Raw genomic sequence first — 22,108 nt, forward strand, 5'->3', positions numbered from 1 at the left:
TTCCGGATGGTTGCCTACCGCACCACGGCGGAACTGCTGCAACAGGGCGAGGCGGGCGCCGCCGCCATCCGCGCGACGGAGGGGCGGGCGAGCCTGACCTACGGGGCCCTGCGTGGCCTGGCGGAGGCGACGGTCGCCGCGCTGAACGCGCGCGGCATCGGGCGGGGCGACCGGGTGGCGATGGTGCTGCCGAACGGGCCGGAGATGGCCGCCGCCTTCGTGGCGGTGGCCGCCGGCGCCACCACCGCGCCGCTGAACCCGAGCTACCGGGGCGAGGAATTCGAATTCTACATCGAGGATCTGAGGGCCAAGGCGCTGATCGTGCTGAAGGGCAACGAGACGCCGGCGCGGGGCGCGGCGGCGAAGCTCGGCGTGCCGATCATCGAGCTGGTGCCGGATGCGGCCGCCGGCGCGGGCGCCTTCACGCTGGAGGGCGGGCCCACGGGCAGCGCTTCCGCCCCGGGCATGGCGGGGGAGGATGACGTGGCGCTGGTGCTGCATACCTCCGGCACCACGGCGCGGCCGAAGATCGTGCCGCTGACGCAGGGCAATATCTGCGCCTCCGCCCGCCACATCGGCGCGACGCTGGCGCTGACGCCGGCCGATGCCTGCCTCAACATCATGCCGCTGTTCCACATCCACGGGCTGATCGCGGCGGTGCTGTCCTCGCTGGGGGCGGGCGCTTCCGTCTGCTGCACGCCGGGCTTCGACGCGCTGAAGTTCTTCCGCTGGATGGATGAGGAAAGGCCGTCCTGGTACACGGCCGTGCCGACCATGCACCAGACGATCCTGGCGCGGGCGGACCGCAATGCGGAGATCATCAAGCGCGCGCCGCTGCGCTTCATCCGATCCTCCTCCGCCTCCCTCCCCGGGCCGGTGATGAAGCAGCTGGAGGAGGTGTTCGGCGTGCCGCTGGTGGAGAGCTACGGCATGACGGAGGCGAGCCACCAGATGTGCTCCAACCCGCTCTCGGGCCCGCGCAAGCCGGGGCTGGTCGGGCTGCCGGCGGGGCCGGAGGTGGCCATCATGGATGATGACGGCACCATCATGGGCAAGGGCGGCATCGGGGAGGTCGTGATCCGCGGGCCGAACGTGACCAAGGGGTATGAGGCCAACCCGGAAGCCAACGCGAAGGCCTTCACCAACGGGTGGTTCCGCACCGGCGACCAGGGGATGTTCGACGAGGACGGCTTCCTGATGCTGACGGGGCGGCTGAAGGAACTCATCAACCGGGGCGGGGAGAAGGTCTCGCCGCTGGAGGTCGATGGCATCCTCTCCGACCACCCGGCCGTGGCGCAGGCGCTGACCTTCGCCATCCCCCACGCGAAGCTGGGCGAGGAAGTGGGCGCGGCGGTGGTGCTGCGGGACGGCATGGAGCTGACGGAGCGGGAGCTGCGCGACTTCGCGGCGAAGCACCTGGCCGACTTCAAGGTGCCGCGGAAGGTGGTGTTCCTGCCGGAGATCCCGAAGGGGGCGACGGGCAAGCTGATGCGCATCGGGCTGGCGGAGAAGCTGGGGCTTTCGCTGTGAAGATCTGCGTTTTCGGCGCTGGCGCGATCGGCGGGCTGATGGCGGCGAAGCTCGCCGCCAAGGGCGACCACGAGGTCACGGTCATCGCCCGTGGCCCGCACCTGGCCGCCATGCAGCAGAAGGGCCTGGTGCTGCGGAGCGAGGGCACGGAGATCACCGTGCCCGTCCGCGCCGTCGCGACCGCGGAGGAAGCGGGCGTGCAGGACTACGTCGTCGTCACGCTGAAGGCGCATTCGCTGCCGGGCGCGGCGAAGCAGATGCAGCCGCTGCTGGGGCCGGAGACGGCCATCGTTTCCGCCGTCAACGGCATTCCCTGGTGGTATTTTCACAGGCTTGCCGGCCCGCATGAAGGGCGGCGGGTCGAGAGCGTGGACCCCGGCGGCGTGGTCAGCGACTTGCTCGCCCCGTCCCGTGCCATCGGCGCCATCGTCTATCCGGCGGCGGAAGTGCCGGAGCCCGGCGTGATCGAGCACACCTATGGCGACCGCTTCACGCTCGGCGAACCCGATGGCAGCCGCAGCCCGCGCGTGGCGGCGCTCAGCGAGGCGCTGATCGCGGCGGGGCTCAAGGCGCCGGTGCGGCCCAAGATCCGCGACGAGCTCTGGGTCAAGCTCTGGGGCAACATGGCCTTCAACCCGATCAGCGCGCTGACGGGCGTGACGCTGGACGTGCTGATCGGCGATCCCGGCCAGCGGGCCGTGGCCCGCGCCATGATGCTGGAAGGCCAGGCGGTGGCGGAGAAGCTCGGCGTGCGCTTCGCCATCGACGTGGACAAGCGCATCGCGGGCGGCGCGGAGGTGGGGGCGCACAAGACCTCCATGCTGCAGGACCTGGAACGCGGGCGGCCGATGGAGATCGACGCGCTGCTCGGCGCCGTGGTGGAACTGGCGGGGCTGGTGGAGGTGCCGGTGCCGACCTGCGACACGGTGCTGGCCCTGGTGCGGGCCCGGGCGCGGGTGGCCGGCTGCTACTGAGGCGGCGGATTCCGTCAATCGGCGCGCCCCTGGCGCATGGTAGGGCCGTGGTGATGCCCGGCGGGTCATCCGCCGGGCTTCTGATCATCATCACCGCCGGCTGATGGCGCGCCACGCGGCGCGGCGCGAGAAGGCGGCCAACGCAACCCGATTGGGAGCCTGTCCGATGACCCGCGTCCTCGTGCTCTACTACTCCGCCTATGGCCATATCGAGACCATGGCCCAGGCCGTGGCCGAAGGCGCCCGCGCCGCCGGCGCCGAGGTGGACATCAAGCGCGTGCCGGAACTGGTGCCGGAGGAAGTCGCGCGCAAATCCTACTACAAGCTGGACCAGGCCGCGCCGATCGCGACGGTGGACGACCTGCCGAACTACGACGCCATCATCTTCGGCAGCGGCACGCGCTTCGGCAGCGTGACGTCCCAGATGCGGAACTTCATCGACCAGGCCGGCGGCCTCTGGGCGCGCGGCGCGCTGAACGGGAAGGTGGGCTCCGTCTTCACCTCCTCCGCCACGCAGCATGGCGGGCAGGAGAGCACCATCCTGACCTTCCTGCCGACGCTGATGCATCTCGGCCTGGTCATCGTGGGCCTGCCCTACGCCTTCCAGGGGCAGATGGGCGTGGGCGAGGTGAAGGGCGGCAGCCCCTACGGCGCCTCCACCATCACGGATGGCGATGGCAGCCGCCAGCCCTCCGCGGTGGAACTGGAGGGCGCGCGGTTCCAGGGGCGCTACGTCGCCAAGGTGGCGGCGGCGGTGAAGGCGGGCGGGAACCTGTTCGCTTGATCGCAGGGGGGCGCCGCCCCCCTGCAACCCCCCGCCAGGGTCCAGCGGGACCCTGGACCGCGAGGCCCTTCAAGCGCTGAACGTGTTCCGAAGGACGCCGATGCCCTCGATCGTGACCTCGACGGTCATGCCGGGGCGCATCGGCAGCGCGCCGACGCTGGTTCCGCAGGCGATCAGGTCGCCGGGCTCCAGCGTGATGTCCCGCGACAGCAGCGACACGATCCGCGCGGGCGGGATGATCATGTCCGCCGCCGGGTAATCCTGGCGGATGCGGCCATTGAGCGCGACCTTCACGCGCAGCGTGGACCAGTCGAGCCCCGTGGCGATGGCGGGGCCGACCGGGCCGAAACTGTCCGCGCCCTTGGCCCGCGCCCATTGCGGGAAGGAAGCCTCGGCCGTCAGCGTCTCCAGCGCCGTCACATCGTTCACGCAGGTCAGGCCGAAGATCGCCGCCGCGGCTTCCTCCTCGCTCGCATTCGACACGCGCTTGCCGATGACCAGGCCCAGCTCGCCCTCATAGATCACGCGGCCGGTGTAGCCGGGCGGCGGCGTGATGGTGGCGTCCGGCCCCACGACGCTGCGCGGGGACTTCAGGAAGAACAGCGGTGACTCCGGATGCGTCAGCCCCTGCTTGGCGGCCGCCTCGGCGAAATTGTTCCAGAGGCCGATGAAGACCGCGGGGCGCACCGGGGCCAGCAGCGTCGCCTCGGCCAGCGGGAAGGCCGGACCCGCGGGCGTGGCGCCGGCGAAGAGGTCGCCCTCATGCGGCTGGATCGCCTCGCCCTCCAGCGTGCCGAAGCCTTCCTGCCCGTTGCGCGCGTAGCGGACCCAGAGTGCCATGCCCGTTCCCCCGTGATGCGCGGCAGCTTTAGCCACGCCGGATGGCGCGCCGCAACAGCAGCGCCGCCCCCAGCCCCACCACGCCCAACTGCCCCGCCGCCAGCAGGAAGGCGAGCGTCCAGCTGCCGGTCAGCGACACCATCAGCGCGAAGAAGACCGGCGCGGCGAGGTAGCCGAGGAAGGTGAAGAGCGTGGAGCCGGAGGTGGCGGCCGCCACCTGCGCGGGCTGCACCAGGCGCGCGACCTCCGACATGTAGATGCCGTTCCAACTGGCGGCGACGAAGCCCGCCAGGCCGGACAGCGCGTAGATCAGCCAGGGCGCGGCATCGCCCGGCATCAGCGCGAAGGCGATGCCGGCCGCGCAGGCGACGCCCGCCTGCACCAGCAGGTTCAGCGAGGGCTGGCCCGTGCGGTCCGCGAGCCAGCCGAGCACGATGCGCGCCACCACGCCCGCGCCCTGCATGCAGGCGAAGGCGGTGCCGGCCTGCACCAGGCCGATGCCGTGGTCCACCGTCAGCCAGGTGACGGTGAAGGTGAAGAGGCAGCCCTGCAGCGTCGCGAAGCTCATCGCCAGCACGGTCAGCGGCGGCAGCGCGCCATGCAGGCCGAGCGCCGCGATGGGGGCGAGCCAGGTGGAACGGCGGAACAGCGTGAGGATCGTGAGGCGCTGCGTGGGATCACGCTCCACGTCGAGCGTGCGTTCCAGTGGCTGGATGATGGCGGCGGCGAGCAGCGCGACGGCGATGGTCGCCAGCAGCGCCACCACCCAGCCGAACTGCGCGGCGATGGGCGCGGTGGCGAGGCCCGCCAGCGCACCGCCCAGCGGCGCGCCCGCCTGCTTGACGGAGAAGATCAGCGTGCGGTGGCCGGGCGGCGCCGTGGCCGCCAGGATGCGGCTGCCCGCGGGGGGCGAGGGGCCATAGCCGATGCCGAGCAGCAGGGAGGCCAGCACCAGCGCGGCGGCGGAACCCTGCGCCGCCACCAGCATGGCCATCGCCGAGATCGCAGCCCCCGCCTGCAAGGTGCGCACCGGCCCGAAGCGCGCCAGGAAGGGCCCGCCCAGCAGCAGGAACAGCACGGTGCCGAGGGCCACCAGCGCGGCGAGGTTGCCGATCGCCTCCGGCGGCAGGCCGGCGCTGGCGGTGATCAGCGGCGCCACCACGGGCAGCGATTGCGTGAGGAAGGAGGCGACGGTCTGCATCAGCAGCGTCGCCGACAGCGCGGCGATCCAGGCGGGGATGCCCATCACGCAACGCGCCGGTGCGGCGGGGGCAACGCCTTGCGGCGTGCTGGGGTGGCGTCCATGCTCCGCCACGATAGTCACGTCAGGCGCGCGGCGCGAAGTCCCCGCGCGCGGGGGAGCCGCCCATGCCGCGCCACATCGCCTGCCTCTCCTTCGATTTCGATACCTGGTCGGGCTTCGCATCCCGCGGCATGACGACGCCGACGCCGGTATCCCGCGGCGAGTTCGGCGTGGTGGGCGCGGGGCGCATCCTGGACCTGCTCGGCAGCCGCGGCATCAAGGCGAGCTGGTATGTGCCCGGCGTCGTCATCAAGACCTATCCGCGGGCCTGCGAGCGCATCCTGAGGGAGGGGCACGAGATCGGTCACCACGGCTGGAGCCATGTGCCGCCCGCGGCGCTGGAGGCGCAGAAGGAGGCGGATGAATTCGCGCTCGCCGTCGAGGCCATCAAGGAGCTTCAGGGCAAGGGGCCGGTCGGCTACCGGTCACCCTCCTGGGACCTCAGCGACCGCACCATCGATCTGATCCGCCAGCACGGATGCCAGTACGACAGCAGCATGATGGGGCATGACTGCCAGCCCTATTTCGCGCGGCGCGGCGATGTCTGCGTGGCGGACCAGCCGCTGCAATTCGGGGAGGTGACGGACCTCGTGGAGATTCCGATCTCCTGGTCGCTCGACGACCATCCGCATTTCGAGTTCTTCCGCGTTGGTGGCGCGGTGATGCCGGGGCTCGCGAATGCGAATGCGGTGCTGGAGAACTGGCTGGCGGATTTCGAATACATGACCCGCACCAATGAATGGGGAATGCTGGTCTTCACCTTCCACCCTTACGTCATCGGCCGCGGCCACCGCATGATGATGCTGGAGAAGCTGATCGACGGCGTGGCGAAGATGGGGGCCGAGTTCCGCACGCTGGAACAGGTGCAGCAGGAATACCGGGACCGTGTCGCGGCGGGGCAGGCGTGATGCTGGCGGGGAAGGTCGCCTTCATCTCGGGTGGTGGTGGCGGCATCGGCAGCGCGGCGGCGCGGGCCTTCGCGCAGGCGGGCGCGGCGGTGGTGGTGGCGGACCTGCTGGCGGACCGGGCGGAGGCGGCGGCGCGATCCGTGCGCGATGCCGGCGGTGAAGCGCTGGCCGTGACGATGGATGTGACGCAGGACGAGAGCGTCGCGGCGGGCGTCGCCGAAGCCGTCGCGCGCTTCGGGCGGATCGACGTGCTCTACAACACCGCGGGCGGCACGGACCCGATGGATGGGCCGGTGACGGAAGTACCGCTGGAGGCCTTCGACCGCACCATCAACCTCGATCTGCGCGGCACCTTCCTGTGCTGCCGCCACGTGATCCCGCACATCATCGCGGCGGGTGGTGGCGCGGTGATCAACATGTCCTCCGGTGCCGCGCTGCGGGGCGCCAACCCCGCGCATTGCTACAGCGCGGCCAAGGGCGCGATCCTGTCGCTGACCCGCGCGCTGGCGGGGCATTACGCGAAGCAGGGCGTGCGGGTGAATTGCATCGCCTCCGGCCGCGTGATGACGGAGCGCGTCATCCGCACCTTCGGCACGCTGGAGGAAGCGGCGGTGCCCGGGCGCGATCCGCAGGACCCCGTGAACCGCGCGAAGGAATATCCCTTCTGGATCGGCGATCCCGAGCATATCGCGGCGACGGCGGTGTTCCTGGCGACCGACGCCGCGCGGATGATCACCGGCGCCACCATTCCCGCCGATGGCGGGCGATCGGCCTATTGAGATGACGGAACGCGCCCACTTCACCACCAGCGATGGCGAGCGGATCGCCTACTACATCGATGACTTCACCGATCCCTGGCGCACGCCGCCGGTGATGCTGCTGCTGCATTCCGCCATGGGCAATTCGCAGCGCTTCTATTCCTGGGTGCCGGGGCTCGCGCGGCATTTCCGGCTGGTGCGGATGGATCTGCGCGGGCATGGCGCGTCATCCGTGCCGCCCGCCGACAAGCAATTCGACATGGACCGGCTGGTGGCGGATGTGACGGAGCTGATGGCGCTGCTGGGGCTGGAGGCCGCGCATGTCACGGGCAATTCCGCCGGCGGCTATGTCGCGCAGAATCTCGCGCTGAAGCATCCGGAGAAGGTGCGGAGCCTGGCGCTGGTGGGATCGACGCCGGGGCTGAGCCCGAGTGCGCGCGGCTGGCTGACGCGCATCGCGCAGGAGGGGCTGACGCCCTTCCTGACGGACACCATCGCCATGCGCTTCGACCTGGCCACCACCGATCCCGGCCTGGTCGAATGGTTCCTGAAGCAGACGGCAGAGAACGATGCCGGCTTCCTCGCCCGCTTCATCGGCTACAACACCACGCAGGATTGGAGCGGCGAGCTGCACCGCATCGCCTGCCCCACCCTGGTGATCTTCCCGGGGGGCGAGACGGTGGGGGAGGCGAATGTCTATGACCTCATGCGCGACCGCATCCCGGATGTGCGCATGGCGGAATACGAACACATGCCGCACAACATCGCGGACATGATGCCGGATCGCTGCGTGGCCGACATCCTGGCCTTCCACCGCGACAGATTCGGCCATCCCGTATGAGGAGCGACGCCATGCGACTGCCGGATGCCGATCCCGCGCAATCCCCCGAACTCGCCGCGGCCTATGCCGAATTCCTGCGCACGCGGGGCATCGTCTCCAACGTCATGAAGTCCTTCGCCCATGCGCCGGCGGGGCTTTCGGCGATCGTCGATCTCGGCAGCTATTGCCGCTACGGCACCGACCTGACGGAGAAGCAGAAGGAGCTGGTGATCCTGATCACCGGGCGAGGCGTGGCCTATGCCTGGCACCACCACGCGCCGCTCGGCCTCAAGGCGGGGCTGAGCGAGGCGCAGCTGCAGGCGCTGCGCGATGGCCGCGTGCCGGAGGGGCTGGAGGAGGCGGAGAGCGCGCTCTGCGCCTATGTCTTCGCCTATGCCGCGCTGAAGGGCGTGCCGGCCGATGTCTTCGCGCGGATGCGGGCGGCCTTCTCCCCTCGCCGGATCACGGATGTGAACATCACCGCGGGCTACTACCTCTGCCTCGCCTCCTCCATCATCGCGATGGAGGTGCAGCCGGATGCGCCGCAGGTGCTGGACGCCGCCACGCATTTCCACGCCACCGCCGAGAGAGGCTGAGCCATGATCCGCCGTCGCACCCTGGCCCTGGCCGCGCTGGCCACGCCGTCCCTGGCCATGGCGCAGGATCGATGGCCGCGGCGGCCCATCACGGTGATCGTCGCCTACCCCGCGGGCGGCGCGAACGACATCGTCGCGCGGTCGGTGGCGGAGCCGATGCGGGCCGTGCTGGGCCAGCCGCTGGTGATCGAGAATCGTGGTGGCGCGGCGGGCACGCTGGGTGCGGCGCAGGCGGCGCGGGCGGCGGCGGATGGCTACACGCTGTTCATGGCGGCGGGCGCGCATACGCTGGCGCCGGCGCTGATGCGCAACCTGACCTACGACATCGTCACGGATTTCCGCCCCATCAGCCGCGTGGCGGCATCGAGCTTCATGCTGGTGACGCGGCCGGACCTGCCGGCCTCGGATGTGCCTTCCCTCATCGCGCTGCTGCGGGCGGCGCCGGGGCGGTACAACTTCGCCTCCTCCGGCGCCGGCGCGCCGCCGCACCTCGCGGCCGTGCTGTTCCAGGAGATGACGGGCACGCGCATGGAACACGTGCCCTATGCCGGCGATACGCCCGCGCTGACGGACCTGGCGGCGGGGCATGTGGACCTCGGCTTCATGTCGCTCTCCGCCGTCAAGGCGCTGGTGGATGCGGGGCGGCTGAAGGCGCTGGCGGTGACGGACCCCGCGCGCAATCCGATCTATCCGGCCATCCCCACCGTCGCGGAGGCGGGGCTGGCGGGCTACGAGATCGGCACCTGGTGGGGGCTGGTGGCGCCGAAGGGCACGCCGGAGGAGGTGGTGGCGCGCTGCAACGCCGCCGTGGTGCAGGCGCTGCGCGCGCCGGAGGTGCTGGCGCGCTTCGGCGAGCTTGGCATCACGCCCGTCGGCAGCACGCCGGAGGAATTCGCCACGCGCATCCGCGACGACGTGGAGCGCTTCGGCCGCATCGTGCGCAGCGCGGGGCTCAGCCCGTAAGCGCTTCCAGCCGTTCGACCACGCCCTGGTTGAGCGGCGCGGCCAGCCCGTGCCGGGCGGCCTGCTCGACCACCGCGCCGTTGATCAGCGTGACCTCCGTCCGCCGCCCGCGCGCCAGATCCTGCGCCATGCCGCTGATGGCGGCGGGATCGACCTTGCGCCCATAGGCCAGCAGCCCCGCATCCACGGCCGAGGCCGCGCCCGCATCGCCGCGCGCGGCGGCGGTCCAGGTGGCGCCGGGGATGCCGCAGATCGCATCCAGCGTGACGCCGGCGGCATCCGCCACGGCCACGACTTCCAGCGCCACCGCCTGCATCGCCGCGCGCATCGGCGCTTCCGTGAACAGCGCGTGCAGGTTGGTGCGATGCAGCGCGCAGAGCGGCGAGGTCATGGCGTTGAAGACCAGCTTGGTCCAGCGCGCGGCCGGCAGGTCATCCACCGCTTCCGCCCTGTCCACCTGGCCGAGGCGCTGCACCATCGCCTGGATGCGTGGCGTGGCGGGGCCGGCGACCTCGCCGATGCGGAAGCTGGCCGCGCCGCCATCATGGCGGCGGCGGTGGCGTTGCAGGCGGCCGGGTGCGACCAGATTGGCGAAAAGGCCGGTGACGATGCAGCCCATGACGCGATCCGCGCCGATCCGCGCCGCCAGGTCGAGATCCGCCAGCGCGTTGAGCGTGACGAGGTAGCGCGCGCGGTGCGTACCCTCCAGCGCCGCGACCATCGCCGGCGAATCCGCGAGCTTGGTGCAGAGGATGACGAGGCCGGGCGCCATGGCGGGTACCTCCGCCGCGCTGTCGATCATCGGCAGGTCGATGCGGAAATCGCCGGAGGGTTCCTCCACCGCCAGGCCATGCGCGCGGATCGCCTCGCGGTTCGGGGCCCACGGCTCCAACACCGCCACGGCCTCTCCCGCGCGGGCGAGATGGGCGGCGATGTAGCCGCCGACCGCGCCGGCGCCGATGACGAGGATCGTCACGCCCGCGCCGCCAGGAAGCGCAGCACCTCTGCCGCGCAACGCTCCGGCGCCGCGTCGCCGATGTTGTGGGGCATGCCGTCATACTCGACGAGTTCGGCGTTCGGGATGGCCTTCGCCATCACCTCATAGGTGTTGTTCTCCCCGATCGGCTCATGGCCCGGCGCGACGATCAGCGTGGGGCAGGCGATGCGGGGCAGGTCCTCGGTCCAGTCGCGGGAGGACATGTGCGTGACGAAGCGGCCGATCCAGGCGGGGTCGTTGCTGCCGACCTGGCGGCAGAACCAGTCCACCAGCGCGGGATCGGCATCGGGGCCGAAGCGGTCGCTGGCGGTGGCGCGGACGAAGGCCTCGATCCCGACCTGGCCGATGCGCGCCGGCCAGGTGGCCGCCTGGGTGCCCTTCAGGCCGGGGGTGGAGGCGAAGAGGCTCAGCGTCGCGACGCGCTCCGGGCTCTCGATGGCCAATCGCTGGCCGACATAGCCGCCGGCGGAGAGCCCTACGACATGAACGCGCGGGACGGCGAGCAGGTCCAGCAATTCCCGCGCATCCTGCACCAGGCGTTCCAGGCTGAAGGGCATATCGGCGCCGGGCACTTCGGACGAGCCATGGCCACGGAGTTCCAGGCTGATGGTGGCGTGCTGGCGGGCGATGATCGGCGTCCAGGCATACCAGCGGCGATAGCGGCCCATGGCGGCGTGCAGCATCAGCACGGGAATGCCCTGGTCCCGCCAGGGATCGGTGAAGTCGTCGATCCGATACGCCAGGCTGATGCCGTCGCTGCTGGTGAAGCGCGACAGGGTCGGCTCGATCATGCGTGGAACTTTCCTGTTCAGTCGGGCCGGATGTTGGCGGTGCGGATCACCGCGGTGAAGCGCGCGGTCTCCCGCGCAATGGTCTCGGCATAGCGCGCGGCACCCGCACCGGCGGGCACGAAGCCGAGGTCGTTCAGGCGCTGCTTCAGGTCGGGGCGCAGCACGGCCTCGTTGAAGGCGGTGGCGAGGCGGTCGATCACGGGCTGCGGCGTGCCGGCGCGGGTCAGCACGCCCCAATGCGTGTAGAGATCGACGCCGGGCAGGCCGAGTTCCTTGAAGGTGGGCACATCGGGGAAGGCATCGGCGCGGGCATCGCCGGTGACGGCCAGCGCGCGCACGCGGCCGCTGCTGATATGCGCGGCGGAGGCGCTGAGCCCGTTGACGCCGAGCGGCACATGGCCGGCGATGATGTCGTTCATGGCGGGGCCGGTGCCGCGATAGGGCAGGTGCGTCAGGTCGATCCCGGCCTCGGCCTTCAGCATTTCGCCGACGAGGTGCGTCGGCGCGCCATTGCCGCCGGAGGCATAGGCGAGGGTGCCGGGCCGCGCCTTCGCCAGCGCGATCAGCTGCGGCAGCGTCGTGGCGGGCAGCGACGGATGCGCCAGGAGCACGACCGGCGCATGGGCCAGGATGGTGACGGGCGCGAAATCCCGCGCGGGGTCATAGGGCAGGGAAGGCAGCAGGCCGGGGTTGATGACGAAGGTGCTGTCGAGGGCGACCAGCGTGTAGCCATCGGGCTCCGCCCGCGCCGCGATCTCCGTGCCGACGACGCTGGCGGCGCCGGGGCGGTTCTCGATCACCAGCTGCTGGCCGAGCGCGCGGCTGACATAGGGCTCCAGGATGCGCACCAGATTGTCCGTGCCGCCGCCGGGGCCGAAGGGGATGACGACGCGGATCGGCCGGTTCGGGAAGGCCGGCTGCGCGGCGGCGGTGCCGGCCAGCGCGGCCGCGCCGAACAGGCCGAGGAGAGGGCGGCGGGCGAGCGTCGTCATGGCACCGATGTCCCTGCTGTATCCCAGGCAGCGTGCCGGTGTGGCGGTGGGGGCGCAAGGTTTTCGCCTTTCCGGAAGCGGGCGATGCCGCCGGGCGCGCGCATCCCGCGTTGCGGTGGATCAAGGCGCCGCGGGCCAGCCGGGCGCAGCCTGCGTCGAACCGGGGAGGAGGCCTTGCGATGCGTGACCGCAGCATGGGTGATCTGGTGAAGGACCAGCTGCCGCTGGCGATGCCGCCGGGGGCGAGCGTGGCGGAGGCCTGCGCGGCCATGCGCGCCCGGCGCGTCGGCGCCGTGCTGGTGGTGGAAGGGGACCGGCTGGTGGGCATCTTCACCGGCCGCGACGCGCTGCGCTGCCTGGCGGAGGCGCTGGACGCCAAGGCCACGACGCTGGCAGCGGTGATGACGCCGGACCCGACCACGCTGGACCCGCGCCGCGGGGCGATGGAGGCGCTGCGCGTGCTGGACGATGGCGGCTTCCGTCATTTGCCGGTCTGCGAGGATGGGCGGGTGGTGGGCATCGTCTCCCGCTACGATTTCCGGGCGCGGGAGCATGCGCGCCTGGATGAGGAAAGCGGCTTCTTCGAGCGGATGCGCTGAGACTATCCTGCCCGCGGACGAATCGCGGGAACGCCACCATGGAAACGCCGGAGCCGGTCTGGGACATCGCCCATCTCGGCCATGTGGAACTGCTGACGCCGAAGCCGGAGGAGAGCCTGCGCTTCTTCGTCGATGTGATGGGCATGACGGAAGCGGGGCGGCGGGGCGACAGCGTCTATCTGCGCGGCTGGGACGATTACGAACGCTATTCGCTGCAGCTGACGGCGAGCACGACGTCGGGCCTCGGCCATGCCGCCTTTCGCACGCGCAGCCCGCAGGCGCTGGCGCGGCGCGTGGCGGCGCTGCGCGCGGCGGGGCATGAGGTGACGGCGCATGAGGGCGAGTTCGGCCACGGCACGGGCTGGCGCTTCCGCGACCCGGACGGGCATCTCTTCGAGATCTACTACGAGACCGAATGGTACGAGGCGCCGGCGGCGCTGCGGCCCGCGCTGAAGAACCAGGCGCAGCGCTTTCCCGCGCGCGGCGTCAATGTGCGGCGGCTGGACCATTTCAACTGCCTGGCGGTGGATGTGCGGGCGTGCCGCGAGTTCTTCGAAAGCACCCTCGGCTTCCGCTGCACGGAGCGGATCGAGCTGGACAGCGGCGAGGAAGCGGGGATGTGGCTGACGGCCACGAACAAATCCTACGACTTCGCCTTCACGAAGGAAGCGCATGGCGTGGGGGGACGCTTCCACCACGTCACCTTCGCGCTGGACAGCCGGGAAGCCATTCTCCAGGCCGCGGACGTCTTCCTGGAGCATGGCGTCTTCATCGAGACGGGGCCGCACAAGCACGCGGTGCAGCAGACCTTCTTCCTCTATGTCTGGGAGCCCGGTGGCAACCGCGTGGAGGTGGCGAATGCCGGCGCGCGGCTGGTGCTGGCGCCGGACTGGAAGACCATCACCTGGACCGAGACGGAGCGGAAGAAGGGCCAGGCCTGGGGCTTGCAGACCATCAAGTCCTTTCACACCCATGGCACGCCGCCGCTGCCGGATGGCGTTCAGGACTGAAGGAAATCCAGCAGCAGCCGTGCCGTCACGGCCGGCTGTTCCTGCTGCACCCAATGGCCCGCGCCCGGCACCAGGTGCGCGCCACGGAAATCGGCGCAGGCGGTGTCCTGCATGCGGGTGAAGGCGCCGGGGAACTGGTAGGTGCCCCAGTCGCTGGCGCCGCTGATGAACAGCGCCGGCACCTCGATCCGCCTGCCGCTGAACAGCACGAGGTCGGCGGCATTCGCGCCGCCGGTGTTGCAGCGATAGGATTGCAGCCCGCCCTGGAAGCCGGTGCGCGCATATTCGGCGGCATAGACGGCGAGGTCGCTATCCGGCAGCCAGCTATTGGCCGCGATCTCCGCGGGCGTGGGCATGAAGGGATCGACGGCTTCCGGCATCGTCGCGTGCAGCGGCATGATGTAGTAGTCCGGCATCTTCGCGAGTTCGGTCGCCGTCCAGCCCTTCAGCGGATAGGGCTTGTTGCCGGCCCAGTCCGCCGATTTGTGGTGGTAGTAGGCGCGCAGGAAGGCGTGCAGGCCCTGCGGCGCGTGGTTCATGTCGGCCGCCGCGGGGCGCGTCGCGTAGTACCATTGGTAGTGCTTGCGCGGCGGCGTCAGTGCGGCCATGGCGGCGTGCACATCCTCCTGTGGCGCGGGCTTGCGCGCAGGCGGCCCCGCAAAGGGCGATGACATCAGGGCCACTCTTGAGAAAATGTCGGGGCGGACCAGCGCGCACCAAGCGGCGACGGGCGATCCGAAATCATGGCCGATGACGCCATGCGTCCGCGCGATGCCCATCGCTTCCAGCAGCGCCAACGCATCGCGCACGAAGTTCAGCATGTGGAAGGGGGCGAGGGGCGCGTCGTAATCGGCGGTCCATCCGGTGGTGCGGCCATAGCCGCGCTGGTCCGGCGCGATGACGTGGTAGCCCGCGGCGGCCAGGCGCGGCATGACATGGCGCCAGGAGAAGGCGAGTTCCGGGAAGCCATGCAGCAGCAGCAGGCAGGGGCGGCCCGGCTGCCCGGCTTCCAGCACATGCATGGCGAGGCCGTTGACGCGGGGGACCATGCGGCTGGTGATGCCGGGCGGCAGGGGCAGGGGAGTCATGCGGCGCGTTTCCCTCGATGGCTTGCGGGCAGTGTAGCAGCCGACCACACTCGCGGCGACCAGCAGCGAAAGGCGACGCGATGTGGCAGGCCCACACCATCATCCACAACGGCGTGGCGATGCCATTCAACGATGCGCGCATCCATCCGCTCGCCCTCGGTGTCGCCTTCGGCGTTGCGGTGTTTGAGGGGCTGCGCGCCTATCGCCACCCCGTCACCGGCGGCTTCAGCGTCTTCCGGCTGGATGAGCACCTGGTGCGGTTGCAGCAGGGCATGAAGGTGATGCGCTTCGACAACCCGCCTTCGACGGAGACGCTGCGCGCGGCGGTGCTGGAGGTGATCCGCCTGAACGCGCCGGATGAGGATGCCTATCTCCGCGTGCAGGTGCAGATCGAATCCATGGGCATGATGGCGACGACGGGACCCGTTGGCTGGATCGCGGCCGCGCTGCCGCGGGAACGCAGCAAGAAATTCGCAAGCGGGCTGGCGGCCTGCGTCTCCTCCTGGACCCGCATCGCGGACAATGCGATGCCGCCGCGGATCAAGGCCTCCGCCAATTATCATGCGAGCCGGCTCGCGACGCTGCAGGCCAAGGCGGATGGCTATGACAGCGCGCTGCTGCTGACGGCGCGGGGCAAGCTTTCGGAGGCCGCGGCGGCCTGCCTGTTCCTGGTGCGGGACGGCGTGCTGGTGACGCCGGGGCGGACCAGCGACATCCTGGAGAGCGTCACGCGCGCGACGGTGCTGACGCTGGCTGGCGAGCTTGGCATCGCGGTGGAGGAGCGGGAGGTGGACCGCACCGAATTGTATGTGGCGGACGAGGTGTTCCTCTGCGGCACGGGGCAGGAGCTGGTGGCGGTGACCTCGGTGGACCGGCTGCCGGTCGGTGACGGCAAGCCGGGAGCGATGACGCAGCGTTTGCAGGCGGCCTATGAGGCGGTGGTGCGCGGCACCACCGACGCCCATCCGGAGTGGCGCGCCATCGTCAGCTGAAGCGCACCACGAGGTTGAGCCCGACGTCGCAGGTGGCGGTGGCGCCGGGGGGGAGGACCAGCGTGCTCTCCCGCTCCTCGACCAAGGCGGGGCCGGAGACGGTGTCGCCGGGGCGGAGCGCGGTGCGGTCGATGACCGCGGCCTCCACGAAGCCGTCGCCGAACCAGGCGTGGCGCATGCCCTTGCGGGTGGCGCCGCCGCGCTGGCCGGCGGGGGCGAGGCGCAGCGACGGCGTGGGGCCGCTGACGATGACGCGCCAGCCGACGGTTTCCACCGGCAGACCGGATTCGATGCGGCCATAGAGGCGGCGGTATTCGGCCTCGAAGGCGCGGCGGATGGCATCGCGGTCACCCTGCGCGATGGCATCAGCGCTGATCGCGGCCTCCACCTGGTAGCCCTGGCCGGCATAGCGCAACGCGGCGAGGATGCGGATCGTGACATCGCTGTCGGCGACGCCGGCTTCCGCGACCATGGCACGGCCCTCTGCCTCCATCGCGCCGATCATCGCGCGCAGCTCGCCCCTATCGAGCGTCGCCAGCGGCGCCACCATCGCCCGCAGATGCGCGAAGGCGATGGGGGCGGCGAGGAATCCGAAGGCCGAGGCGACGCCGGCGCCGGGCGGCGAGACGAGTGTCGGAAGGCCCAGCTTCATGGCGATGGCGCAGGCATGGACGGGGCCGGCACCGCCGATGGGCACCATGGCGTAGTCCTCGATCCGTCGTGCCTTCTCCAGCGCATGGATGGCGGCGGCCTGGGCCATGGTGCCGTTCACGGTCTCATGCACCGCCCAGGCGGCCTCCACGGCGGAAAGGCCGAGCGGCTTGCCGATATGGTCGAGCAGCGCGCGCTCCGCCGCCGCCACATCCAGCGCCATGTCGCCGCCGAGGAAGCTGTCCGGCGCCAGGTAGCCCAGCAGGAGGTCGGCATCGGTCACGGTGGGCCATGTGCCGCCCAGCCCGTAGCAGGCGGGGCCGGGATCGCTGCTGGCGCTGTCGGGCCCGACCTTGATGAGGCCGAGGCGATCGACGCGCGCGATCGAGCCGCCGCCCGCGCCGATCTCGATCATCTCCACGACCGGCACCTTCAGCGGAAAGCCACTGCCTTTCCGGAAGCGATCAACCCGGGAGACCTCGAAATCGAGGCTGCGCTGCGGCTCGCCCTGGTCGATCAGCGCGGCCTTGGCGGTGGTGCCGCCCATGTCGAAGCAGAGCACGTCCCGCGCGCCGGCCGCCTGGCCCACGATGCGCGTCGCCTGCACGCCGCCGGCGGGGCCGGATTGCACCAGGCGGATCGGGTGCTTCGCGGCGACGTCGTCCCGCACCGTGCCGCCATCGGACAGCATCAGGAAGAGCGGGCCGGTGAGGCCGGCGTCGCGAAGGCCACCGCGCAGGCGTGCGAGGTAGCGTTCGAAGACGGGCTGGACATAGGCGTTGCAGATGGTGGTGGTACCGCGCTCGTACTCCCCGATCTCCGGCACGAGGTCGGAGGAGAGGCAGAGCGTGAGATCAGGCGCTTCCTCCCGCGCCAGCTCCGCCAGCCGGCGTTCATGCACGGGGTTGAGGAAGGCGTGCAGCAGGCAGATGGCGAGCGCCTGGGCGCCGCCATCCCGCAGCGCGCGGATGGCCGCGCGGGCAGCATCCTCCTCCAGCGGCGTGACGACCGCGCCATCGGCGCGGAGCCGCTCCGGCACGCCGAGGCGCAGGCGGCGCGGCACCAGCGGTTCCGGCCGGCGCATGAAGAGGTCATAGGTATCGTGGCGGAGTTCGGTGCCGATCTCCGGGATGTCGCGGAAGCCTTCGGTCGTCAGGAAGCCCGTCGGCACGCCGCGGCGTTCGATCAGCGCATTGGCGACGAGGGTGGTGCCGTGGATGACGTGGCTGACCTCGGTGGGTGCGACACCATGCGTGGCCAGGAGCTGGCGGATGCCTTCCAGCACCGCCTGTTCGGGCGCATGCGGCGTGGTGAGGAGCTTGCCGTTGAAGAGCCGCCCGTCGCGGCTGTCCAGCAGCACGAAATCGGTGAAGGTGCCGCCGATATCGACGCCGATCTGCCAGGGCGTCATGCCACATAGCCTTCCGCACTGTCCTGCGCACGCGCTTCTGCGCTGCGTTCGCCGGGCGGGCCGAAGCCGCCGCCGCCGGGGGTCTCGAAGGTCAGCGTATCGCCGGGTTGCAGCACGATGCGCGCCTTGGCGGCGACCTGCTGGCCGTTGAGAAGATCGCGCCCCGCGCGCCCGGCCTCCCCGCCCAGCAACCCGCGTGGCGGGTGCTGCACGCGTTCATGGCGGTAGGTGGCGGTGACAGGCCTCTCGCCGATGACGCGGAAGCCGAGGCGCTGGCCGAGACCGCCCCGCATCCGGCCATCGCCGCCGCTGCCCGGGATGAGCGACTTCTCCGTCACCAGCATCGGCACCGCATTCTCGAACTGCTCCACCGGCTGCGTCGCGACGTTGGAGGGGAAGGAGAGGCAGGAGGCGCCGTCATGGGACGACGCGGCGCCATGGCCGCCATTCATGAAGAACATGCGGACATAGCGCCGGCCATCGGGCTGCTCGCCGGTGAAATAGACGTTCCAGAGCGGGCTGCCGCATTCCGCCACCACGCGATCCGGAATCATCTTCGCCAGTGCCGCCAGAACCAGCATGGGCAGGTAGTGGCCCGTCAGGTGGCGGCCCCAGACGGGGGCGGGGTGGCGGGGGTTCACGATGGAACCTTCAGGCGCGATCAGATGGATCGGCCGGAAGCTGCCATCGTTGTTCGGCGTCAGCGGATCGAAGGCGCATTTCACGGCGTAGTTGGAATAGGCGCGGGTGAAGTTCAGCGGCGAATTCACGGGGCGCGGGATCTGGGCGCCGGTACCGGTGAAGTCGAGCGTCAGCGCATCGCCCTTGATCGCCAGGCGCAGCTTGATCGTCACGGGATGTTCGAAGCCATCCGCGGTGACTTCGTCCGTCACCTCCCCATCCGGCACGGCGGCGATGGCGTCGCGCATGGCGCGCTCCGAACGCCCGAAGATCTCGGCGGCGAGTTCGTCCACTGAGGAAATGCCTTCCTCCGCGAGGATGCGGAGCAGGCGGGGCTCAGCCTGGTCATACATCGCGAATTGCGCGCGGATGTCGCCCAGCACCTCCCCGGGCATGCGGCAATTGGCTTCGAGGAAGGCGATGACGTCCTCGTTCTCGACACCGCCCTTCAGGATGCGCGCCACGGGGATGGTGAGGCCTTCCTCCCAGGCGTCGCGCGCCTCCACGGAGGGGGCACCGCCGATGTCGGTGGCGTGGAAGATGCTGCCGATCCAGGCGGTGATGCGGCCGCCCGCGAAGACCGGCTTCACCATGGTGATGTCGTTGAGGTGGCCGGTGCCGAGATAGCCATCATTGCTGATCAGCACGTCACCGGGCTGCAGCCGCGCGCGCGGGATGCGGGCGAGCATGGCGGCGAGGGTGCGCGGCATGGTGCCGACGAAGCTGGGGACGGAGCGCGAGGATTGCGCGAATTGCCGGCCCTCGCTGTCCATCAGCCCGACGGCCATGTCCCAGTTGTCGCGCACCACGGAGGAGAAGGAGGTGCGGACGAAGGTTTCCGCGGCCTCATCCATCAGCCCCGCGATGCGGGCCCAGGCATTGCCGAGGCGAAGGGCGGAGAGCGCCATCTCAGCCCCGCATCGCCTGGAGCTGCGCGGGATAGCCGGCGGGGTTGACGGTGACGTCGATCAGCGAGGGGCCGTCATGCGCGAAGGCCTGGCGCAGCGCGGTCTCGTATTGCGCGGGGTCGTCGGCGCGCAGGCCCTTGACGCCGAAGCCCTCCGCCACGGCCGCGAAATCCGTGCGGGTGAAGCGCACGCCGGCCTGGGGAAGCTGGCGCTGCTGCTGCTTGATGTCGATCAGCGACAGGGCGCTGTCGTTGAAGACGATGGTGACGAGCTTCGCGCCGAGCTGCGCGGCCGTGGCGAGTTCGCCCAGGCACATCATCAGCCCGCCATCGCCGGTGAAGGCGATGGCGCCACGCGCGGGGTCATGCAGCGCGGCGGCGAGGCCCGCGGGCAGCGCGAAGCCCATGGAGGCGAGGCCGTTCGAGATCAGCAGGTCCCGCGGGTGCTCGCATTGCCAGAAGGCGGTGGCGGAGAACATGTGCGCGCCGGCATCGACGGCGACGCGCGGCGTGGCGCCGGCGGCCCGCGCTTCCTTCTGCGCGATGCGGACGATGTCGGGGGGCGAGACGCCGCCGCTGCCCTGCCATTCCAGCGCGGCCAGCGCCGCGTCGCGCAGCGCGGCGATTTCCGCCGGCGTCCAGCTGGAGGCGCGCGGCGCCAATGCCGCGATGCTGTCGGCCAGCTTGCCGTGCAGCGCGGCGGTCGGATCGGCGTAGCGGACGGGATGCGGGCGCAGCGCGATGTCGAGGATCGGCGCGGTGTAGCGCCAGGGCTGCAGGATCAGCTCCACCGGGTCGAGCCCGGCCTGGATGATGAGGTCCGCCTGGCCGACGCAGGGCGCTTCCAGCGTGCCACCCGTGAAAATGCCGGCATGGAGCGGATGCGCGTCCGGCAGCACGCCCTTGGCCTTGTAGGTGACGAGGACGGGGCAACCCAGCGCCTCCGCGAAGCGCCGCAGCGCGGCGGCGTCGGTGGCGTTGGCGGCCTCCACGCCGACCAGCAGCACGGGGCGCCTGGCGGCGGCCAGGAGGCCGGCGGCATCGCCGACCGGGGGGTGGTGCGGCGCCATGGCCTGGAAGGCTTCCACGGGCTGCGCGGGGCGGCGCACGGCCTCTCCGGTCAGGTCCAGGTGCACGGCGCCGCGGGGGGCGGCCTCCGCCTGGTCCAGCAGGGCGATGATGCCGGCCATCGGCGCTTCCGCATCCGCACGGGCATAGCCCTTCACCACGCCACCGGTCATGGCGCGCTGGTCGAAATACTGGTGCGTCACCCAGCTGGCCTGCTTCGGCGTGAAGCCATCGGCCAGCAGCAGCAGCGGCGCGCGTTCCAGCGTGGCGCAGGCCAGGCCGTTCACGGCGTTGCCGACGCCGGGGCCCTTGGTCGTCAGCACCACGCCGGGCGCGCCGGTCAGCTCCGCATCCGCCATGGCGGCGATGGCGGCGTTGGATTCCTGGCGGGCGAGGATGAAGTCGATGCCGAAGCGGGGCGCGGCCTCGATCACGTCCAGCGAGGAGCCGCCGCCGGGCACGCCCCAGATGCGCCGCGTGCCGCGCCGTGCGAGTTCGGCAAGCAAGGCTTCCGTCAAGGTCATCGCCACGTTCCTTCCCCCGATCCTCCATTCCTCTGCCCCCGCGCGCGCGGCTTGCCAAGACGGGTGTCTTGCCAAAGGGGGGCGCGCACCCTCTGCTGCGCGGGATCGGCATGGGAGAGGCGTGATGGCGAGTTTCGCGGGCAAGCGGGTGCTGGTGGCGGGCGGCAGCAGGGGCATCGGGCGATCGATCGCGCTGGGCTTCGCGCAGGCGGGCGCGGCGGTGTCCATCTGCGCGCGCGGCGCGGGGCCGCTGGAGGCGACGCGGGCGGAGATCGCGGCCTGCGGCGTGCCGGCGCATGCGGCCTCCGCCGATCTTGGCGTGCTGGCCGATGTCACGGGCTGGGTGGAGGCCGCGGCGGGCGCGCTGGGCGGGATCGACGTGCTGGTGAACAATGCCAGCGGCTTCGGGTCTCGTGACACGGAGGAGGATTGGGCGCGCGGGCTCAACGTGGACGTCATGGCGACGGTGCGCGCCAGCCGCGCCGCGACGCCGTGGCTGAAGCAGTCCCGCGGCAGCATCGTGAACGTGACCTCGATCTCGGGCTTCCGACCCTCCCTGCGCACGCCGGCCTATGCGGCGGTGAAGGCGCTGCTGGTGAACTACACGCAGAGCCAGGCAGCCGCCTTCGCGCCGGATGGCGTGCGGGTGAATGCGGTGGCGCCGGGCTCCATCGAATTCCCGGGCGGGTCCTGGGAACAGCGGCGGGCGAGCGATCCCGCGCTGTACAACCGGATCCTCGGCTCCATCCCCTTCGGCCGGCTCGGCACGCCGGAGGAGGTGGCGGAGGTCGCGCTGTTCCTGGCGAGCGATGCGGCGCGCTGGGTGACGGGGCAGACCATCATCGTCGATGGCGGCCAGATGTTGTCGTGAAACACGCGTGAAACGGAGGAAACGGCCGGCGACATGAAGGGGCGGGGGTG

Annotated in this window: 21 protein-coding genes; 12 read left to right on the plus strand and 9 right to left on the minus strand. The window is 71.0% G+C overall.

Annotated features, from left to right (window positions below; genetic code table 11):
- Nucleotides 1-6: 6 nt before the first annotated feature.
- From JJI54_RS06330 to wrbA, 3 genes are all read left to right on the plus strand, one after another.
- Nucleotides 7-1,530: an acyl--CoA ligase gene (locus JJI54_RS06330; RefSeq protein ID WP_203071908.1), complete on the plus strand. Its 1,524-nt coding sequence runs from the start codon at nt 7-9 to the stop codon at nt 1,528-1,530.
- Nucleotides 1,527-2,504: a 2-dehydropantoate 2-reductase gene (locus JJI54_RS06335; protein ID WP_203071910.1), complete on the plus strand. Its 978-nt coding sequence runs from the start codon at nt 1,527-1,529 to the stop codon at nt 2,502-2,504. The genes JJI54_RS06330 and JJI54_RS06335 overlap by 4 nt, the downstream gene beginning before the upstream one ends.
- A 166-nt stretch (nt 2,505-2,670) precedes the next feature.
- A complete protein-coding gene (wrbA, locus tag JJI54_RS06340) occupies nt 2,671-3,288 on the plus strand; it encodes an NAD(P)H:quinone oxidoreductase (protein WP_203071911.1) in 618 nt (205 codons plus the stop codon).
- A gap of 69 nt (nt 3,289-3,357) precedes the next feature.
- Here wrbA and JJI54_RS06345 read toward each other — a convergent pair whose 3' ends face one another.
- Together JJI54_RS06345 and JJI54_RS06350 are read right to left on the minus strand one after the other, a co-directional pair.
- Nucleotides 3,358-4,128, minus strand: coding sequence for a fumarylacetoacetate hydrolase family protein (locus JJI54_RS06345; RefSeq protein ID WP_203071913.1), 771 nt, complete (start codon nt 4,126-4,128; stop codon nt 3,358-3,360).
- A 28-nt stretch (nt 4,129-4,156) separates the two neighbouring features.
- Entirely contained in the window at nt 4,157-5,374 is a 1,218-nt protein-coding gene (locus tag JJI54_RS06350; protein ID WP_203071915.1) for an MFS transporter, read from the minus strand.
- Nucleotides 5,375-5,496: 122 nt separating this feature from the next.
- Here JJI54_RS06350 and JJI54_RS06355 point away from each other — a divergent pair, with 122 nt between their 5' ends.
- Genes JJI54_RS06355 through JJI54_RS06375 form a run of 5 tightly spaced genes read left to right on the plus strand, consistent with a single transcriptional unit; the run spans nt 5,497 to nt 9,476 of the window.
- Complete coding sequence (locus JJI54_RS06355) at nt 5,497-6,339, plus strand: polysaccharide deacetylase family protein (RefSeq protein WP_203071917.1); 843 nt, start codon at nt 5,497-5,499, stop codon at nt 6,337-6,339.
- The gene (locus JJI54_RS06360) at nt 6,339-7,118 is read left to right on the plus strand and encodes an SDR family NAD(P)-dependent oxidoreductase (protein ID WP_226381393.1); all 780 of its coding nucleotides are present in this window, start codon (nt 6,339-6,341) and stop codon (nt 7,116-7,118) included. Before JJI54_RS06355 ends, JJI54_RS06360 begins: the two co-directional genes overlap by 1 nt.
- A 1-nt stretch (nt 7,119) precedes the next feature.
- Complete coding sequence (locus JJI54_RS06365) at nt 7,120-7,938, plus strand: alpha/beta fold hydrolase (RefSeq protein ID WP_203071919.1); 819 nt, start codon at nt 7,120-7,122, stop codon at nt 7,936-7,938.
- An 11-nt stretch (nt 7,939-7,949) separates the two neighbouring features.
- Nucleotides 7,950-8,513: a carboxymuconolactone decarboxylase family protein gene (locus tag JJI54_RS06370; protein ID WP_203071921.1), complete on the plus strand. Its 564-nt coding sequence runs from the start codon at nt 7,950-7,952 to the stop codon at nt 8,511-8,513.
- Nucleotides 8,514-8,516: 3 nt separating this feature from the next.
- Nucleotides 8,517-9,476, plus strand: coding sequence for a Bug family tripartite tricarboxylate transporter substrate binding protein (locus JJI54_RS06375; RefSeq protein ID WP_203071923.1), 960 nt, complete (start codon nt 8,517-8,519; stop codon nt 9,474-9,476).
- Here JJI54_RS06375 and JJI54_RS06380 read toward each other — a convergent pair.
- Genes JJI54_RS06380 through JJI54_RS06390 form a run of 3 tightly spaced genes read right to left on the minus strand, consistent with a single transcriptional unit; the run spans nt 9,466 to nt 12,256 of the window.
- Entirely contained in the window at nt 9,466-10,452 is a 987-nt protein-coding gene (locus JJI54_RS06380) for a ketopantoate reductase family protein (RefSeq protein ID WP_203071925.1), read from the minus strand. The genes JJI54_RS06375 and JJI54_RS06380 overlap by 11 nt on opposite strands.
- The gene (locus JJI54_RS06385; protein ID WP_203071927.1) at nt 10,449-11,264 is read right to left on the minus strand and encodes an alpha/beta fold hydrolase; all 816 of its coding nucleotides are present in this window, start codon (nt 11,262-11,264) and stop codon (nt 10,449-10,451) included. The genes JJI54_RS06380 and JJI54_RS06385 overlap by 4 nt, the downstream gene beginning before the upstream one ends.
- Nucleotides 11,265-11,281: 17 nt before the next feature.
- Nucleotides 11,282-12,256 carry a Bug family tripartite tricarboxylate transporter substrate binding protein gene (locus JJI54_RS06390; RefSeq protein ID WP_203071928.1) on the minus strand — a complete coding sequence of 325 codons (975 nt, stop codon included), beginning with the start codon at nt 12,254-12,256 and terminating at the stop codon, nt 11,282-11,284.
- A gap of 179 nt (nt 12,257-12,435) precedes the next feature.
- On the opposite strand from JJI54_RS06390, the gene JJI54_RS06395 reads away from it, so the two are divergent.
- Nucleotides 12,436-12,855 (plus strand): CBS domain-containing protein, encoded by a 420-nt coding sequence (locus JJI54_RS06395; protein WP_203071935.1) that lies wholly within the window; start codon nt 12,436-12,438, stop codon nt 12,853-12,855.
- Nucleotides 12,856-12,893: 38 nt separating this feature from the next.
- Nucleotides 12,894-13,865 (plus strand): catechol 2,3-dioxygenase, encoded by a 972-nt coding sequence (locus JJI54_RS06400; protein WP_203071936.1) that lies wholly within the window; start codon nt 12,894-12,896, stop codon nt 13,863-13,865.
- On the opposite strand, the gene JJI54_RS06405 is transcribed toward JJI54_RS06400, so the two are convergent.
- Complete coding sequence (locus tag JJI54_RS06405; RefSeq protein ID WP_203071937.1) at nt 13,856-14,953, minus strand: alpha/beta hydrolase; 1,098 nt, start codon at nt 14,951-14,953, stop codon at nt 13,856-13,858. The two genes, JJI54_RS06400 and JJI54_RS06405, sit on opposite strands and share 10 nt — an antisense overlap.
- 80 nt (nt 14,954-15,033) lie before the next feature.
- Between JJI54_RS06405 and JJI54_RS06410 the strand changes: the two genes are divergently transcribed.
- Complete coding sequence (locus JJI54_RS06410; RefSeq protein WP_203071938.1) at nt 15,034-15,945, plus strand: aminotransferase class IV; 912 nt, start codon at nt 15,034-15,036, stop codon at nt 15,943-15,945.
- Here the strand turns inward: JJI54_RS06410 and JJI54_RS06415 are convergent.
- The 3 genes from JJI54_RS06415 to JJI54_RS06425 are packed head-to-tail and all read right to left on the minus strand — an operon-like array spanning nt 15,938 to nt 21,187.
- Nucleotides 15,938-18,007, minus strand: a complete 2,070-nt coding sequence (locus JJI54_RS06415; protein WP_203071940.1) for a hydantoinase/oxoprolinase family protein — start codon at nt 18,005-18,007, stop codon at nt 15,938-15,940. The two genes, JJI54_RS06410 and JJI54_RS06415, sit on opposite strands and share 8 nt — an antisense overlap.
- Nucleotides 18,004-19,596: a hydantoinase B/oxoprolinase family protein gene (locus tag JJI54_RS06420; RefSeq protein WP_203071941.1), complete on the minus strand. Its 1,593-nt coding sequence runs from the start codon at nt 19,594-19,596 to the stop codon at nt 18,004-18,006. Before JJI54_RS06420 ends, JJI54_RS06415 begins: the two co-directional genes overlap by 4 nt.
- A 1-nt stretch (nt 19,597) precedes the next feature.
- On the minus strand, nt 19,598-21,187 hold the full coding sequence (locus JJI54_RS06425) for a thiamine pyrophosphate-binding protein (protein WP_203071942.1): 1,590 nt from the start codon (nt 21,185-21,187) through the stop codon (nt 19,598-19,600).
- Between the two features lie 124 nt (nt 21,188-21,311).
- Here JJI54_RS06425 and JJI54_RS06430 point away from each other — a divergent pair, with 124 nt between their 5' ends.
- Nucleotides 21,312-22,058, plus strand: coding sequence for an SDR family NAD(P)-dependent oxidoreductase (locus tag JJI54_RS06430; protein WP_203071943.1), 747 nt, complete (start codon nt 21,312-21,314; stop codon nt 22,056-22,058).
- The last annotated feature ends 50 nt before the right edge of the window (nt 22,059-22,108 follow it).

Source organism: Falsiroseomonas ponticola (genome assembly GCF_016805305.1).
Lineage (GTDB): Bacteria > Pseudomonadota > Alphaproteobacteria > Acetobacterales > Acetobacteraceae > Falsiroseomonas > Falsiroseomonas ponticola.

Excerpts from the sequence above, each read along its gene's own strand:
- JJI54_RS06345 (WP_203071913.1), bottom strand. The coding sequence starts at position 4,128 with ATGGCACTCTGGGTCCGCTACGCGCGCAACGGGCAGGAAGGCTTCGGC.
- wrbA (WP_203071911.1), top strand. The coding sequence starts at position 2,671 with ATGACCCGCGTCCTCGTGCTCTACTACTCCGCCTATGGCCATATCGAG.
- JJI54_RS06350 (WP_203071915.1), bottom strand. The coding sequence starts at position 5,374 with ATGGGCATCCCCGCCTGGATCGCCGCGCTGTCGGCGACGCTGCTGATG.
- JJI54_RS06365 (WP_203071919.1), top strand. The coding sequence starts at position 7,120 with ATGACGGAACGCGCCCACTTCACCACCAGCGATGGCGAGCGGATCGCC.
- JJI54_RS06390 (WP_203071928.1), bottom strand. The coding sequence starts at position 12,256 with ATGACGACGCTCGCCCGCCGCCCTCTCCTCGGCCTGTTCGGCGCGGCC.
- JJI54_RS06370 (WP_203071921.1), top strand. The coding sequence starts at position 7,950 with ATGCGACTGCCGGATGCCGATCCCGCGCAATCCCCCGAACTCGCCGCG.
- JJI54_RS06425 (WP_203071942.1), bottom strand. The coding sequence starts at position 21,187 with ATGACCTTGACGGAAGCCTTGCTTGCCGAACTCGCACGGCGCGGCACG.
- JJI54_RS06360 (WP_226381393.1), top strand. The coding sequence starts at position 6,339 with ATGCTGGCGGGGAAGGTCGCCTTCATCTCGGGTGGTGGTGGCGGCATC.
- JJI54_RS06405 (WP_203071937.1), bottom strand. The coding sequence starts at position 14,953 with ATGACTCCCCTGCCCCTGCCGCCCGGCATCACCAGCCGCATGGTCCCC.
- JJI54_RS06420 (WP_203071941.1), bottom strand. The coding sequence starts at position 19,596 with ATGGCGCTCTCCGCCCTTCGCCTCGGCAATGCCTGGGCCCGCATCGCG.
- JJI54_RS06415 (WP_203071940.1), bottom strand. The coding sequence starts at position 18,007 with ATGACGCCCTGGCAGATCGGCGTCGATATCGGCGGCACCTTCACCGAT.
- JJI54_RS06355 (WP_203071917.1), top strand. The coding sequence starts at position 5,497 with ATGCCGCGCCACATCGCCTGCCTCTCCTTCGATTTCGATACCTGGTCG.
- JJI54_RS06430 (WP_203071943.1), top strand. The coding sequence starts at position 21,312 with ATGGCGAGTTTCGCGGGCAAGCGGGTGCTGGTGGCGGGCGGCAGCAGG.
- JJI54_RS06410 (WP_203071938.1), top strand. The coding sequence starts at position 15,034 with ATGTGGCAGGCCCACACCATCATCCACAACGGCGTGGCGATGCCATTC.
- JJI54_RS06400 (WP_203071936.1), top strand. The coding sequence starts at position 12,894 with ATGGAAACGCCGGAGCCGGTCTGGGACATCGCCCATCTCGGCCATGTG.
- JJI54_RS06385 (WP_203071927.1), bottom strand. The coding sequence starts at position 11,264 with ATGATCGAGCCGACCCTGTCGCGCTTCACCAGCAGCGACGGCATCAGC.
- JJI54_RS06395 (WP_203071935.1), top strand. The coding sequence starts at position 12,436 with ATGCGTGACCGCAGCATGGGTGATCTGGTGAAGGACCAGCTGCCGCTG.
- JJI54_RS06330 (WP_203071908.1), top strand. The coding sequence starts at position 7 with ATGGTTGCCTACCGCACCACGGCGGAACTGCTGCAACAGGGCGAGGCG.
- JJI54_RS06375 (WP_203071923.1), top strand. The coding sequence starts at position 8,517 with ATGATCCGCCGTCGCACCCTGGCCCTGGCCGCGCTGGCCACGCCGTCC.